At 60.4% G+C, this 13,763-nt stretch carries 17 protein-coding genes; 9 read left to right on the forward strand and 8 right to left on the reverse strand.

Annotation, left to right across the window (positions count from 1 at the left end):
• Positions 1-9: 9 nt before the first annotated feature.
• The 8 genes from proC to D8U73_RS25145 all read left to right on the forward strand — a co-directional run bounded on the left by proC (position 10) and on the right by D8U73_RS25145 (position 6,117).
• The gene (gene proC / locus D8U73_RS25110; RefSeq protein ID WP_130906045.1) at positions 10-828 is read left to right on the forward strand and encodes a pyrroline-5-carboxylate reductase; all 819 of its coding nucleotides are present in this window, start codon (positions 10-12) and stop codon (positions 826-828) included.
• Between the two features lie 24 nt (positions 829-852).
• Positions 853-1,440, forward strand: a complete 588-nt coding sequence (locus D8U73_RS25115; protein ID WP_130906046.1) for a YggT family protein — start codon at positions 853-855, stop codon at positions 1,438-1,440.
• Between the two features lie 321 nt (positions 1,441-1,761).
• Positions 1,762-2,901, forward strand: coding sequence for a homoserine O-acetyltransferase (locus D8U73_RS25120; protein ID WP_056853981.1), 1,140 nt, complete (start codon positions 1,762-1,764; stop codon positions 2,899-2,901).
• Between the two features lie 7 nt (positions 2,902-2,908).
• Positions 2,909-3,529, forward strand: a complete 621-nt coding sequence (gene metW / locus D8U73_RS25125; protein WP_056853982.1) for a methionine biosynthesis protein MetW — start codon at positions 2,909-2,911, stop codon at positions 3,527-3,529.
• Between the two features lie 25 nt (positions 3,530-3,554).
• Positions 3,555-3,989, forward strand: a complete 435-nt coding sequence (locus D8U73_RS25130; RefSeq protein WP_056853983.1) for a DUF4426 domain-containing protein — start codon at positions 3,555-3,557, stop codon at positions 3,987-3,989.
• Positions 3,986-4,582: an RdgB/HAM1 family non-canonical purine NTP pyrophosphatase gene (gene rdgB, locus D8U73_RS25135; RefSeq protein ID WP_130906047.1), complete on the forward strand. Its 597-nt coding sequence runs from the start codon at positions 3,986-3,988 to the stop codon at positions 4,580-4,582. The genes D8U73_RS25130 and rdgB overlap by 4 nt, the downstream gene beginning before the upstream one ends.
• The gene (gene hemW, locus D8U73_RS25140; protein WP_130906048.1) at positions 4,579-5,784 is read left to right on the forward strand and encodes a radical SAM family heme chaperone HemW; all 1,206 of its coding nucleotides are present in this window, start codon (positions 4,579-4,581) and stop codon (positions 5,782-5,784) included. The genes rdgB and hemW overlap by 4 nt, the downstream gene beginning before the upstream one ends.
• Before the next feature lie 9 nt (positions 5,785-5,793).
• On the forward strand, positions 5,794-6,117 hold the full coding sequence (locus D8U73_RS25145; RefSeq protein ID WP_056853986.1) for a DUF3392 domain-containing protein: 324 nt from the start codon (positions 5,794-5,796) through the stop codon (positions 6,115-6,117).
• Positions 6,118-6,255: 138 nt separating this feature from the next.
• Here D8U73_RS25145 and trmB read toward each other — a convergent pair whose 3' ends face one another.
• From trmB to D8U73_RS25165, 4 genes are all read right to left on the reverse strand, one after another.
• On the reverse strand, positions 6,256-6,981 hold the full coding sequence (gene trmB / locus D8U73_RS25150; RefSeq protein ID WP_130906049.1) for a tRNA (guanosine(46)-N7)-methyltransferase TrmB: 726 nt from the start codon (positions 6,979-6,981) through the stop codon (positions 6,256-6,258).
• Positions 6,982-6,990: 9 nt separating this feature from the next.
• Positions 6,991-7,785: a thiazole synthase gene (locus D8U73_RS25155; protein ID WP_056853988.1), complete on the reverse strand. Its 795-nt coding sequence runs from the start codon at positions 7,783-7,785 to the stop codon at positions 6,991-6,993.
• A 60-nt stretch (positions 7,786-7,845) separates the two neighbouring features.
• A complete protein-coding gene (thiS, locus tag D8U73_RS25160) occupies positions 7,846-8,046 on the reverse strand; it encodes a sulfur carrier protein ThiS (protein WP_007953386.1) in 201 nt (66 codons plus the stop codon).
• 189 nt (positions 8,047-8,235) lie between these two features.
• On the reverse strand, positions 8,236-8,607 hold the full coding sequence (locus D8U73_RS25165) for a DUF423 domain-containing protein (RefSeq protein ID WP_056853989.1): 372 nt from the start codon (positions 8,605-8,607) through the stop codon (positions 8,236-8,238).
• 74 nt (positions 8,608-8,681) lie between these two features.
• Here D8U73_RS25165 and mtgA point away from each other — a divergent pair, with 74 nt between their 5' ends.
• The gene (mtgA, locus tag D8U73_RS25170) at positions 8,682-9,404 is read left to right on the forward strand and encodes a monofunctional biosynthetic peptidoglycan transglycosylase (RefSeq protein ID WP_130906050.1); all 723 of its coding nucleotides are present in this window, start codon (positions 8,682-8,684) and stop codon (positions 9,402-9,404) included.
• Between the two features lie 68 nt (positions 9,405-9,472).
• Here the strand turns inward: mtgA and rpoH are convergent, their stop codons facing one another.
• The 4 genes from rpoH to ftsY form a co-directional block, all read right to left on the reverse strand.
• A complete protein-coding gene (rpoH, locus tag D8U73_RS25175; RefSeq protein WP_056853991.1) occupies positions 9,473-10,327 on the reverse strand; it encodes an RNA polymerase sigma factor RpoH in 855 nt (284 codons plus the stop codon).
• A 113-nt stretch (positions 10,328-10,440) separates the two neighbouring features.
• Positions 10,441-11,463 (reverse strand): permease-like cell division protein FtsX, encoded by a 1,023-nt coding sequence (gene ftsX / locus D8U73_RS25180; RefSeq protein WP_056853992.1) that lies wholly within the window; start codon positions 11,461-11,463, stop codon positions 10,441-10,443.
• On the reverse strand, positions 11,460-12,131 hold the full coding sequence (gene ftsE, locus D8U73_RS25185) for a cell division ATP-binding protein FtsE (protein WP_003229148.1): 672 nt from the start codon (positions 12,129-12,131) through the stop codon (positions 11,460-11,462). Before ftsE ends, ftsX begins: the two co-directional genes overlap by 4 nt.
• Entirely contained in the window at positions 12,128-13,582 is a 1,455-nt protein-coding gene (gene ftsY, locus D8U73_RS25190) for a signal recognition particle-docking protein FtsY (protein WP_056853993.1), read from the reverse strand. The genes ftsE and ftsY overlap by 4 nt, the downstream gene beginning before the upstream one ends.
• Between the last annotated feature and the right edge of the window lie 181 nt (positions 13,583-13,763).

Here is a 13,763-nt window from a genome sequence, read left to right on the forward strand (position 1 = left end):
GGACCTGACATGAGCAAGACGCGTATTGCCTTTATCGGTGCCGGCAACATGGCCGCCAGCCTGATCGGTGGCCTGCGGGCCAAAGGTCTGGATGCGGCGCAGATCCGCGCCAGTGATCCGGGTGAAGAAACCCGCGCCCGCGTGAGCGCCGAGCATGGCATCGAAGTATTCGCCGACAACGCCCAGGCCGTCGATGGCGCCGATGTGGTCGTACTGGCGGTCAAACCCCAGGCGATGAAAGCCGTTTGCGAGGCCATCCGCCCAAGCCTCAAGTCCAACCAGCTGGTGGTGTCGATTGCCGCCGGCATCACTTGCGCCAGCATGAACAACTGGCTCGGTGCCCAGCCCATCGTGCGTTGCATGCCCAACACGCCGGCCCTGTTACGCCAGGGTGTCAGCGGCTTGTTCGCCACCGCCGAAGTGACAGCCGAGCAGCGTCAGCAAGCCCAGGAGCTGTTGTCCGCAGTCGGCATTGCCCTGTGGCTGGACCAAGAGCAGCAACTGGATGCGGTTACCGCCGTTTCTGGCTCCGGCCCGGCGTACTTTTTCCTGTTGATCGAAGCCATGACCGCCGCAGGCGTGAAACTCGGCCTGCCAGCGGACATCGCCGCGCAGTTGACCTTGCAAACCGCCCTGGGCGCTGCACACATGGCGGTATCCAGTGACGTCGACGCCGCGGAATTACGTCGCCGCGTGACCTCGCCTGCGGGCACCACGGAAGCCGCTATCAAGTCGTTCCAGGCCAACGGTTTCGAAGCCCTGGTCGAAAAAGCACTGGGCGCCGCCGCGCACCGCTCCGCCGAGATGGCTGAGCAACTTGGCCGCTAATCAGCTCTCAATAAGGAATCAATAATGCTCGGACTCAATGACGCTGCCATTTTTGTGATTCAAACCCTGGGCAGCCTGTATCTGCTGATCGTGCTGTTGCGCTTCATCCTGCAACTGGTGCGTGCCAACTTCTACAACCCACTCTGCCAGTTCGCCGTGAAAGCCACTCAACCGCTGCTCAAGCCACTGCGCCGGGTGATCCCGAGCATGTTCGGTCTGGACATGTCGTCGCTGGTCCTGGCCCTGCTGGTGCAAATGGCGCTGTTCGCGGTCATCCTGCTGCTCAGTGGCTACTCGGTCGACGCCCTGCTCCTGGCGCCTTGGGCGCTGATCGGTATCTTCGCGCTGTTCTTGAAGATCCTGTTCTGGGCGATGATCATCAGTGTGATCCTGTCCTGGGTCGCTCCGGGCAGTCATAACCCGGGGGCGGAACTGGTGCAGCAGATCACCGAGCCGGTACTTGCGCCGTTCCGCCGGATCATCCCGAACCTGGGCGGCCTCGATATTTCGCCGATCTTCGCCTTCATCGCGTTGCAGTTGCTGCAAAGCTGGCTGATCCCGCGCCTGGCTTACTACGCGCTGATGCCGAAGGAATTGTTTGGCCTGATCTGACTCGTTCGCAGCTGGACCGCGTCATCGTTCATCGCGGGCAAGCCTCGCTCCTACAGGACGTATATGACTTCTGTAGGAGCGAGGCTTGCCCGCGAAGGCAGCGCCCCGGTGTAACAGGAAAAACAGGCCCGGCCTTCATGATCGTTCCCACGCTCTGCGTGGGAACGCCTCTGCGGACGCTCCGCGTTCGGCTCTTTGCGACGCGGAGCGTCCCTGGCTGCGTTCCCACGCAGAGCATGGGAACGATCATCGCGGGTAGTTGCTTGCTGCTAGGGGCAGCGGTCTTTAGACTTACGCCTCATTTCAACGAGAGCAGGGTCGATGCCAGCTGCCTTTCCCCCCGATTCTGTTGGTCTGGTGACGCCGCAAATGGCGCACTTCAGCGAACCCCTGGCGTTGGCCTGCGGCCGTTCGCTTCCAGCCTATGACCTGATTTACGAAACCTACGGCACGCTGAATGCTTCAGCGAGCAACGCCGTGCTGATCTGCCACGCCTTGTCCGGTCACCACCACGCTGCCGGCTATCACAGCGTCGACGACCGCAAACCCGGTTGGTGGGACAGCTGCATCGGCCCCGGCAAGCCGATCGACACCAGCAAGTTCTTCGTGGTCAGCCTGAACAACCTCGGCGGTTGCAACGGTTCTACCGGCCCGAGCAGCGTCAACCCGGAAACCGGCAAGCCGTTCGGCGCCGACTTCCCGGTGCTCACCGTGGAAGACTGGGTGCACAGCCAGGCGCGCCTGGCGGATCTGCTGGGCATCGGCCAATGGGCCGCTGTCATCGGTGGCAGCCTGGGTGGCATGCAAGCGTTGCAGTGGACCATCACTTATCCGGATCGCGTGCGCCACTGCCTGGCCATCGCCTCGGCCCCCAAACTGTCGGCGCAGAACATCGCCTTCAACGAAGTGGCGCGCCAGGCGATTCTCACAGACCCGGAGTTCCATGGCGGCTCCTTCCAGGAACACGGCGTGATTCCCAAGCGCGGCCTGATGCTGGCGCGAATGGTCGGGCACATTACCTATCTGTCCGATGATTCCATGGGCGAGAAATTCGGCCGCGGCCTGAAAAGCGAAAAGCTCAACTACGACTTCCACAGTGTCGAGTTCCAGGTTGAAAGCTATCTGCGTTATCAGGGCGAAGAGTTCTCCGGGCGCTTCGATGCCAACACCTATCTGTTGATGACCAAGGCCCTGGATTACTTTGATCCGGCAGCCAACTTCGACGATAACCTGGCAAAAACCTTCGAAAACGCCACGGCAAAATTCTGCGTGATGTCGTTCACCACCGACTGGCGCTTCTCGCCTGCCCGCTCGCGGGAACTGGTGGACGCACTGATGGCTGCACGCAAGGACGTCTGTTATCTGGAAATCGATGCGCCGCAAGGTCATGACGCCTTCCTGATCCCGATCCCGCGTTACTTGCAGGCGTTCGGCAACTACATGAACCGCATTACGTTGTGAGATAGCCATGAGAGCTGATCTGGAAATCATCCAGGAATGGATCCCCGCCGGTAGCCGCGTGCTCGACCTTGGTTGCGGCGACGGTGAACTGCTGACCTGGCTGCGCGACAACAAGCAAGTCACCGGCTACGGCCTGGAAAACGATGCGGACAACATCGCCGCATGCGTGGCCAAAGGCATCAACGTCATCGAGCAGGACCTGGACAAGGGCCTGGGCAACTTCGCCAGCAACAGCTTCGACGTCGTGGTCATGACCCAGGCGCTGCAAGCGGTGCACTATCCGGACAGGATCCTCGACGAAATGCTGCGGGTCGGTCGCCAGTGCATCATCACGTTCCCGAATTTCGGCCATTGGCGCTGCCGCTGGTACCTGGCGAGCAAGGGCCGTATGCCGGTTTCCGAGTTCCTGCCTTATACCTGGTACAACACGCCGAACATCCACTTCTGCACCTTCGCCGACTTTGAAGCCTTGTGTCGCGAACGTGAAGCCAAGGTCATTGATCGGCTTGCCGTGGATCAACAGCATCGGCACGGGTGGGCCAGTAAGCTATGGCCTAATCTGTTAGGTGAGATCGGTATTTACCGCGTCAGCAGCCCGGGGCTTGCAGACCACAAGGTCGCGGTCTGATCCACCACATTCGAGGAGAACGATCATGGGTCGTCTAGCGCTGTTTTTACTTACTGCCTGCCTGAGCGTCACCGCCATGGCTGCTGACACCATCAAGGGTGACCGCCAGGAAAAGTTTGGCGACGTGACGGTGCACTACAACACCTTCAACTCCACGTATCTGACGCCCGACATCGCCAAAGCCGCAGAGCTTACCCGCAGCAAGAACCAGGGCGTCATCAATATTTCCGTGCTCAAGGACGGCAAGCCACAAATGGCTCAGGTCAGCGGTACGGTCAAAGACCTCACCAGCCAGAGCGTGAACCTGAACTTCCGCCAGATCACTGAACAGGGCGCGATCTACTACATCGCCCAATTCCCGGTGGAGCAACAGGAAAACCGCACCTTCGACATCAAGGTGCAGACCGGTGACAAAATCCACACCATCAATTTCAACCAAGAGCTATTCCCCGGCCAATGATCAACTTCACGCAACTCGTATTGGCCAGCCATAACGCCGGCAAACTCAAGGAACTCCAGGCCATGCTCGGCGACTCGGTGCAACTGCGCTCGATCGGCGAGTTCAGCAGCATCGAGCCTGAAGAAACCGGCCTGTCGTTCGTCGAGAACGCCATCCTCAAGGCCCGCAATGCCGCGCGCATTTCCGGCCTGCCGGCGCTGGCCGACGATTCCGGGCTGGCGGTGGACTTCCTCGGCGGTGCGCCGGGCATCTACTCGGCGCGGTATGCCGACGGCAAAGGCGATGCGGCGAACAACGCCAAGCTGCTCGACGTCTTGAAGGACGTGCCTGAAACCGAACGCGGTGCGCAGTTTGTCTGCGTGCTGGCACTGGTGCGTCACGCCGACGATCCGCTGCCGATCCTCTGCGAAGGCCTGTGGCACGGGCGCATCCTGACCCAGGCCAGCGGCGAACACGGTTTTGGCTATGACCCGCTGTTCTGGGTGCCGGAACGCGAGTGCTCCAGCGCTGAGTTGAGCCCTGCCGAAAAGAACCGGATCAGCCACCGCGCCCGTGCAATGGATCTGCTGCGCCAGCGCCTGGGCTTGAAATGACCGGTGAATCCACAGCATCGCCACTGATCTTCGGCGGCGATGCGCAAACGCCTCGGGCGGCGCTGTCAGTGCTGCCGCCCCTGGCGCTGTACATCCACATTCCGTGGTGTGTACGCAAATGCCCTTATTGCGACTTCAACTCCCACACTGCCAGTCCTGTGCTGCCGGAAGAAGAGTATGTCGACGCGTTGCTGGCCGATCTCGATCAGGACCTGCATGCCGTTCACGGGCGTGAGCTGAGCTCGATTTTCTTCGGTGGCGGCACGCCGAGCCTGTTCAGCGCCCAAGCCCTGGGGCGTTTGCTCAAAGGCGTGGAACAGCGCATCGCGTTTGCCGACGATATCGAAATCACCCTGGAAGCCAACCCCGGCACCTTCGAACAGGACAAGTTCGTGGCCTACCGGAAACTGGGGATCAATCGCCTGTCGATCGGCATCCAGAGCTTCCAGCAGGAAAAACTCCAGGCATTGGGCCGCATTCACAATGGTGACGAAGCGGTACGCGCCGCTGGCATGGCACGTCAGGCCGGGTTCGATAACTTCAACCTGGACTTGATGCACGGCTTGCCGGATCAGTCCCTGGAAGACGCTCTGGCGGACCTGCGCACGGCCATTGCCCTGAAACCCACGCACCTGTCGTGGTACCAACTGACCCTGGAACCCAACACCGTATTCTGGAACCAGCCGCCGACGCTGCCGGAAGACGATACGTTGTGGGAAATCCAGGAGGCAGGCCAGGCGCTACTCGCCGAGCACGGTTACGCGCAATACGAAGTCTCGGCCTATGCCCTGCCAGGTCGACCGGCGCGGCATAACCTCAATTACTGGAGTTTCGGCGATTTCATCGGCATCGGTGCCGGTGCCCACGGCAAACTCAGCCATCCGGACGGCCGCATCATCCGCACATGGAAGACTCGCTTGCCGAAGGACTATTTGAATCCGGCGAAAAGCTTCCAGGCCGGCGAGAAAGCCCTGAACAACGATGAGATGCCGTTCGAGTTCCTGATGAACGCGCTGCGCCTGACGGAAGGCGTCGAATCGCGGCTGTATCCAGAACGTACCGGCATGCCCCTGGAAAGCCTTGCCGAAGGCCGCCGGGCAGCCGAACAAAGCGGCCTGTTGCAGGTCGAACCGTCACGTCTGGTAGCCACCGAGCGCGGACAACTCTTCCTCAACGACTTGCTGCAGAAATTTCTGACATAAGGAAATCGAATGGATTTGGTACTCGACCTGCTTGCCACCGTGTCTCGCTGGAGCCGCAGCAACCTCTCGGAAATCGCCCTGGCCCTGGTGGGTTGCCTGCTGGTGCTGTTCGGTGCGGATTTCAAAGGCTGGGTCGAGCAACGCCTGGGCAGCATCGCCGGCGCCCTGCGCGTGCCGCTGATGGCCCTGTTGTGCATGGTGGGTAGCGGCGCAGCGTTGATCTACGCCACGCCATGGATCGTTCGGGGTTTGAGCCAGTTCAACAACTACAGCCTGGCGCCGGTGTTGTTGGTGGTGCTGGTACTCATCGGCGTAGTCGCGGACCGCCGCTGATTCCCTGGCCATTGATCGTTCCCACGCTCTGCGTGGGAACGCAGCCCAGGACGCTCTTCGTCCCTTTTAAAACCGAACGCGGAGCGTCCGTTGAGGCATTCCCACGCGGAGCGTGGGAATGATCAGCTATGGCGCGATTTAGGACTGCTTTTCGAACTTCAGATCCCACACGCCATGCCCAAGACGTTCGCCACGGCGTTCGAACTTGGTGATCGGGCGTTCGGCCGGACGGGGTACGCACTTGCCGTCTTCGGCGAGATTGCGATAACCCGGCGCGACGCTCATCACTTCCAGCATGTACTCGGCATACGGTTCCCAGTCGGTGGCCATGTGCAGAATGCCGCCCACCTTCAGCTTGCTGCGTACCAGCTCAGCGAACGAAGCCTGAACGATGCGACGCTTGTGGTGACGGCTCTTGTGCCACGGGTCCGGGAAGAACAGCATCAGACGATCAAGGCTGTTGTCAGCGATGCAGCGGTTGAGCACTTCGATGGCGTCGCAATCGTAGACCCGCAGGTTGGTCAAACCCTGGGTCAACACGCCATTGAGCAGCGCGCCGACACCCGGACGGTGAACCTCGACGCCAATGAAATCCTGTTCCGGCGAGGCTGCTGCCATCTCCAGCAATGAATGGCCCATGCCAAAACCGATTTCCAGCGAGCGTGGTGCCGAGCGACCGAACACCTGGTCGAAATCCACCGGTGCGTCGGCCAGCGGCAACACGAATTTCGCTGCGCCCTGGTCCAGGCCGCGCTGCTGGCCTTCGGTCATGCGCCCGGCGCGCATCACGAAACTCTTGATGCGGCGGTGTTGGCGCTCGTCGCCTTCTTCCGTCTGGATAGGCGTGTCGTTCGATTCAGTCATCAATGGCTCTTACTTGATCAGACCATCCAGCGGCGAAGAGGCGCTGGCATAGAGTTTTTTCGGCATGCGGCCGGCGAGGTAGGCCAGGCGGCCCGCGACGATCGCGTGTTTCATGGCTTCGGCCATCATGACCGGCTGCCCCGCGTGGGCGATCGCCGAATTCATCAGCACCGCGTCACAGCCCAATTCCATGGCGATGGCGGCGTCGGAAGCGGTACCGACACCGGCATCCACCAACACCGGAATTTTCGCTTCCTCGAGGATGATCTGCAGGTTGTACGGGTTGCAGATCCCCAGCCCCGAACCGATCAGACCGGCCAGCGGCATGACGGCGATGCAGCCGATTTCCGCCAATTGACGGGCGATAATCGGGTCATCACTGGTGTAGACCATCACGTCGAAACCTTCCTTGACCAGTGTTTCTGCGGCCTTGAGGGTTTCGATCACGTTGGGAAACAGGGTTTTCTGGTCGGCCAGCACTTCCAGCTTTACCAGGTTGTGACCATCGAGCAGCTCACGGGCCAGGCGGCAAGTGCGCACGGCCTCGATCGCGTCGTAGCAACCGGCGGTGTTCGGCAGGAAGGTGTAGCGATCCGGCGACAGCACTTCAAGCAGGTTCGGTTCGCCCTCGATCTGCCCGAGGTTAGTGCGACGCACGGCGAAGGTGACGATCTCGGCACCCGAGGCTTCGATGGCCTGGCGGGTTTCTTCCATGTCACGGTACTTGCCGGTACCGACCAGCAAACGCGACTGGTAAGTACGACCGGCCAGGACGAAAGGCTTGTCGCTACGAACGATGCTCATGGGAAATCCTCTGTAGGAGTGAGGTACTTGCTGAATGCTGCGGCCTTTCGGCCGAGGCGACTAGCCGCCGCCGATGGCGTGCACGACTTCGACGTTGTCGCCGTCGTTCAGGGTGGTATCTGCATGCTGACTGCGCGGGACGATATCCAGATTGAGTTCGACCGCCACCCGGCGTCCGGTCAAGTCCAGGCGGGTCAGCAGGGCCGCAACGGTTTCACCGTCGGGCAGTTCAAAGGATTCGCCGTTCAACTGAATGCGCATGCCGGATGCCGCCATCATTTTTAGGGGCTGGCATTCTAGCCCGATCAGTCAGGCCGACCCAAGCCATTCGTCAGTCACACACCTTGCAGGAGCGAGCCTGCTCGCGATGGATGCCAGAACAACGCGTGTAATCAGCAAGCACGCGTTATCGTTCACCTCCATCGCGGGCAAGCCTCGCTCCTACAGAGGTCAGCTCAACCGCCAGGCGGCGAGGCCCAGGCAAAACCAGCCCACCAGAAACGCCAGCCCGCCAAATGGCGTGATGATGCCAAGCTTGCTGACTCCGGTCAGCGTCAGCACATACAGGCTGCCGGAAAACAGCAGGATGCCGATGGCAAACGATGCACCAGCCCACGTCACAAGGCGCCCGGGGATTTGCGTGGCCAGCAACGCGACACCCAGCAGTGCCAGAGTGTGCACCAGTTGATAGGTGACGCCGGTATGAAAAATCGCCAGGTACTCGGCGCTCAGACGGTTTTTCAGGCCATGGGCCGCAAACGCCCCAAGGCCGACACCGGTGAAGCCGAAAAAAGCGGCCAGCATCAGAAAGCCACGCAGCATGAAGAACTCCAGTCAGACTCAATCTACAGGGTCTGTATAATGGCCCGCTCCACGGGTTCGGCCAAGCCATCTCTATGCTGCGTATCTATTTCCGTCATTTCACCAAGGCCGTGCTCTGGTTCATGGGCGGCAGCGTCCTGTTGGTGCTGATCTTTCGCGTGGTGCCGCCACCGGGGACGGCGCTGATGGTCGAGCGCAAGATCGAATCCTGGATCGATGGCGAGCCCATCGACCTGCAACGCTCGTGGAAGCCGTGGGATGAAATTTCCGATGACCTGAAAGTCGCAGTGATTGCCGGCGAAGATCAGAAATTCCCCGAACACTGGGGCTTTGACGTGAATGCGATCAAGGCGGCACTGGCCCATAACGAACTCGGCGGCTCGATCCGCGGCGCCAGCACCCTGAGCCAGCAAGTCTCGAAAAACCTGTTCCTGTGGTCCGGTCGCAGCTGGCTGCGCAAAGGCCTGGAAGCCTGGTTCACCGGGCTGATCGAAGTGTTCTGGCCCAAACAGCGGATTCTCGAGGTGTACCTCAACAGTGTCGAGTGGGATGACGGCGTGTTCGGTGCCGAGGCTGCGGCCAGGCACCATTTTGGCGTCAGCGCCAAAGGCCTCAGCCGCCAGCAATCGAGCTTGCTGGCGGCGGTCCTGCCCAATCCGCGGGTGTGGAGTGCCAGTCATCCGACGGGATACGTGGCGCGGCGCGCAGGCTGGATTCGGCGGCAGATGAGTCAGTTGGGTGGTGAGAGTTATCTGGTTGGCCTCAACGATTCGCGCCGGGCGCCTTGGGCTCAATAGCCAATAATGGGCACACACAAAAACGCCCCGATCAATGATCGGGGCGTTTTTTATTACTGGTGCCCGGGTTACGCGGCGATCGACACCTTGAGCTTGTTCATCGCGCTCTTCTCAAGCTGACGAATACGCTCGGCCGATACGTTGTACTTCTGCGCCAGGTCGTGCAGCGTGGCTTTTTCTTCCGCCAGCCAGCGCTGGTAGAGGATGTCACGGCTGCGGTCGTCCAACACTTCCAGCGCTTCGTGCAGGTTGTGGTTGGAGTTGTCGCTCCAGTCGGCGTCTTCCAGCTGACGCGCCGGGTCGTACCGGTGGTCTTCCAGATAATTGGCCGGCGACTGGAACGCACTGTCGTCGTCGGCTTCGGCAGCCGGGTCGAAGGCCATGTCGTGGCCAGTCAGGCGACTTTCCATCTCACGCACTTCCCGAGGCTCTACACCGAGGCTTTCCGCCACACGATGGACTTCCTCGTTGTTCAACCAGGCCAGACGCTTTTTCTGGCTGCGCAGATTGAAGAACAGCTTGCGCTGGGCCTTGGTGGTCGCGACTTTCACGATGCGCCAGTTGCGCAGGATGAATTCGTGGATTTCCGCCTTGATCCAGTGAACGGCAAAGGACACCAGGCGCACGCCCATTTCCGGGTTGAAGCGCTTCACGGCCTTCATCAGGCCGACGTTGCCTTCCTGGATCAGGTCAGCCTGAGCCAGGCCGTAGCCGGAATAGCTACGGGCGATATGTACGACAAAACGCAGGTGGGCGAGCACCATCTGCCGAGCCGCCTCAAGATCCTGCTCATAATAGAGACTCTCGGCCAGTTCACGCTCCTGCTCCGGCGTCAGCAATGGAATGCTGTTGACGGTGTGCACATAGGCCTCCAGGTTCGCACCCGGGACCAGAGCATATGCAGGCTGCAAAGAATTGGTCATACGAAAAAACCTCCGACTTACATACTCGTGCCAGTGGCACTGCGAAAATTGACCGGAAACCAAAAGACAAGTTCCCCTAAAAACTGCAAGGTCAATCACGCGCAAAAAAGATTCTACTTCGGCGCCAACTCCCTGAGATGACGTGCGACTGCAATCCATGCACCGATATAACCCAACAGCACCGCGCCAAGCAAGAGAGACAGACCATCGGCCACCGGTACGCCGGCCAGCGCGAAATCGCTGCCATACAAACCGGCCAGCCCGACGACCGCATCGTTCAGCCAGTCCAGACCAAACGCCAATAGCCCCCAGGAAAGCAGCCCTGCACCGAAACCATACAACGCACCCATATAGAGAAAGGGCCTGCGCACATAGCTGTCAGTGCCGCCCACGAGTTTAATCACTTCTATCTCGGTGCGGCGGTTTTCAATATGAAGACGAATGGTATTGCCTATCACCAAAAGTAATGCAGAAACCAGAAGCACGGTCAGACCAAAGACAAAGCGGTCACCGAGCTTGAGGATGGCTGCCAGACGCTCGACCCAGACTAGATCAAGTTGCGCCTGTTGTACCCTGGGCAGTTCGGAAAGTTTTTGTCTTAATGCTTCAAGTGCAGGCTTGTCGACTTCGTTCGGCGTCACCAGGACCACGCCGGGCAACGGGTTCTCCGGTAACTCCTTGAGCGCATCGCCCAGGCCGGACTGCTGCTGGAACTCTTCCAGAGCCTGATCACGCCCCACGTACTCGGCATCCGCCACACCGGGCATGGCCTTGATCTGCTCACGCAGGGATTCACCTTCAGCCGGGCTGGCTTCGAGTTGCAGGTACAGGGAGATCTGCGCCGCACGCTGCCAGGAACCGCCCAGACGCTCGACGTTACTTAGCAAAAGTGACAGCCCCATGGGTAAGCTCAGGGCAACGGCCATCACCATGCAGGTGAAAAAGCTGCCGATCGGCTGCTTGCCCAGGCGGCGCAAGCTGTCCAGCAAGCTGGCACGATGGCTTTCAATCCAGGCGCGAAACAGTGTGGCGAAGTCCGGGCCATCATCGTCATCGCGCTTTTTCTTCTGCGGCTGCGGATCGGCGGCCTTCGGGGCCACGCGCTCGGAAACCTTCGGACTGCGTGTCGCACTCATACGCCGGCCTCCCCGTCGCCAATCAATCGGCCGCGTTGCAACGTCAGCATACGGTGGCGCATGCGCGCGATCAGGGCCAGGTCGTGACTGGCGATCAGCACGCTGGTGCCCAGGCGGTTGATGTCTTCGAACACCCCCATGATTTCTGCCGCCAGACGCGGGTCGAGGTTACCGGTCGGTTCGTCCGCCAGCAGCAAGGCCGGGCGATGGACGATGGCGCGGGCGATGCCGACGCGCTGTTGCTGACCGGTGGACAGGTCGCCGGGATACAAATCGGTCTTGTCCGACAGCGCCACACGTTCCAGCGCCGAGTCCACGCGCTTGGCGATTTCCGCCTTGGACAAACCCAGGATCTGCAACGGCAATGCGACGTTGTTGAACACCGTGCGATCGAACAGCAACTGATGGTTCTGGAACACCACGCCGATCTGCCGGCGCAGGAATGGGATCTGTGCGTTGCTGATGGTGCTCAGGTCCTGACCGGCGAGCAGCAGTTTGCCGCTGGTGGGACGCTCCATCGCCAGCAACAGCCGCAACAGCGTACTTTTACCGGCACCGGAATGGCCGGTGACAAACAGAAACTCGCCACGACGGACTCGAAAGCTCAGCTCATGCAAGCCGACGTGACCATTCGGGTAGCGTTTACCGACCTGTTCGAAACGAATCATGAACGCTCCCGTTCGGCAAAGAGTGCCTGGACAAAGGGTTCAGCTTCAAAAGTGCGCAAATCGTCGATGCCTTCACCGACGCCGATGTAGCGGATCGGCAGGCCGAACTGCTTGGCCAGGGCAAAAATCACCCCGCCCTTGGCGGTACCATCAAGCTTGGTCAGCGCCAGGCCGGTCAGTTCGACGGTCTGGTTGAATTGCTTGGCCTGATTGATAGCGTTCTGGCCGGTGCCGGCATCGAGTACCAGCAGCACCTCATGTGGCGCGTCGGCGTCGAGCTTGCCGATCACCCGGCGGACCTTTTTCAGCTCTTCCATCAGGTTGTCTTTGGTGTGCAGGCGACCGGCGGTGTCGGCGATCAGAACATCGATGCCACGGGCCTTGGCGGCTTGCACGGCATCGAAGATGACCGAAGCCGAATCCGCGCCGGTGTGCTGGGCAATGACCGGGATTTTGTTGCGCTCACCCCAGACCTGCAATTGCTCCACCGCCGCAGCACGGAAGGTGTCACCGGCGGCGAGCATGACTTTCTTGCCTTCCAGTTGCAGTTTCTTCGCCAGTTTGCCGATGGTCGTGGTTTTGCCGGCACCGTTGACGCCCACCACCAGGATCACGAACGGCTTGTTCTGCGAGGCGATTTTCAGCGGTTGTTCGACCGGCTTGAGCATCGCCGCCAATTCGGCTTGCAGGGACTTGTAGAGGGCGTCGGCATCGGCCAACTCTTTGCGCGCGACCTTCTGCGTCAGGCGCTGGATGATCACCGAAGTGGCCTCTACCCCAACGTCGGCGGTCAGCAGACGGGTTTCCAGGTCATCGAGCAGTTCGTCATCGATGGCTTTCTTGCCCAGGAACAGGCTGGCCATGCCTTCGCCGATGCTGGCACTGGTCTTGGACAAGCCTTGCTTGAGTCGGGCAAAAAAACCGGCTTTGGTTTCTTCGCTGCGTACAGGCTCGACCGGAACTTCAACCGGGGCAACGGCCACCGGCTCGATGACAGGTGCAGGTGCAGGTTCGGGCTCAGGCATCTGGACAACCGGTGCCACCGGTTCCGGGACCGCTTCAACGACCGGTGCGACAACCGGCACTGGCTCAGGGGCAAAGGCACTCGGAGCAGGAATCGGCGGCGTTACATGGGGCGCCAGCTCGTCTTCGACCAACGCCACCGGCTCTTCCGCCACGGGCAAGGTCAGCCAGGGTTCTGCGGCCGGGGTCAGCGGCAGTTCGGCAACGATTTGCGGTTCAGGTTCGACGGTCGGTTGCAGCACCGGCTCGGCGATTGGCAGGACGACCGGCGCTGATGCTTCTTCTATTACCGGCGCAGGTGTGGGTTCAGGGAGTGGTTGTGGCTGTTCGACGACGGATTCCTGCGGTTTTTTGCGCAGCCATCCGAACAGGCTTTTCTTTTCGCCAGCCGTAGCTGGGGTCTTCTTGTCGTCGTTGGAACCAAACATGGAGGACGGCTATCTCACGGTAGCGACGCGCCAACGGGCGCCCCGGCAAATAAATATTCGATGCAGAACAGACTGCGATTGCTACAGCTTGTTCACGCGCAACATTTTGTCGAGGTGCAATCGGGCACCTTGCAAAAAACGACTTCACGAAGGACTGAAGCGTAATAATCGGCGAAAACGC

Source organism: Pseudomonas sp. Sample_22 (genome assembly GCF_004307635.1).
Taxonomy (GTDB): domain Bacteria; phylum Pseudomonadota; class Gammaproteobacteria; order Pseudomonadales; family Pseudomonadaceae; genus Aquipseudomonas.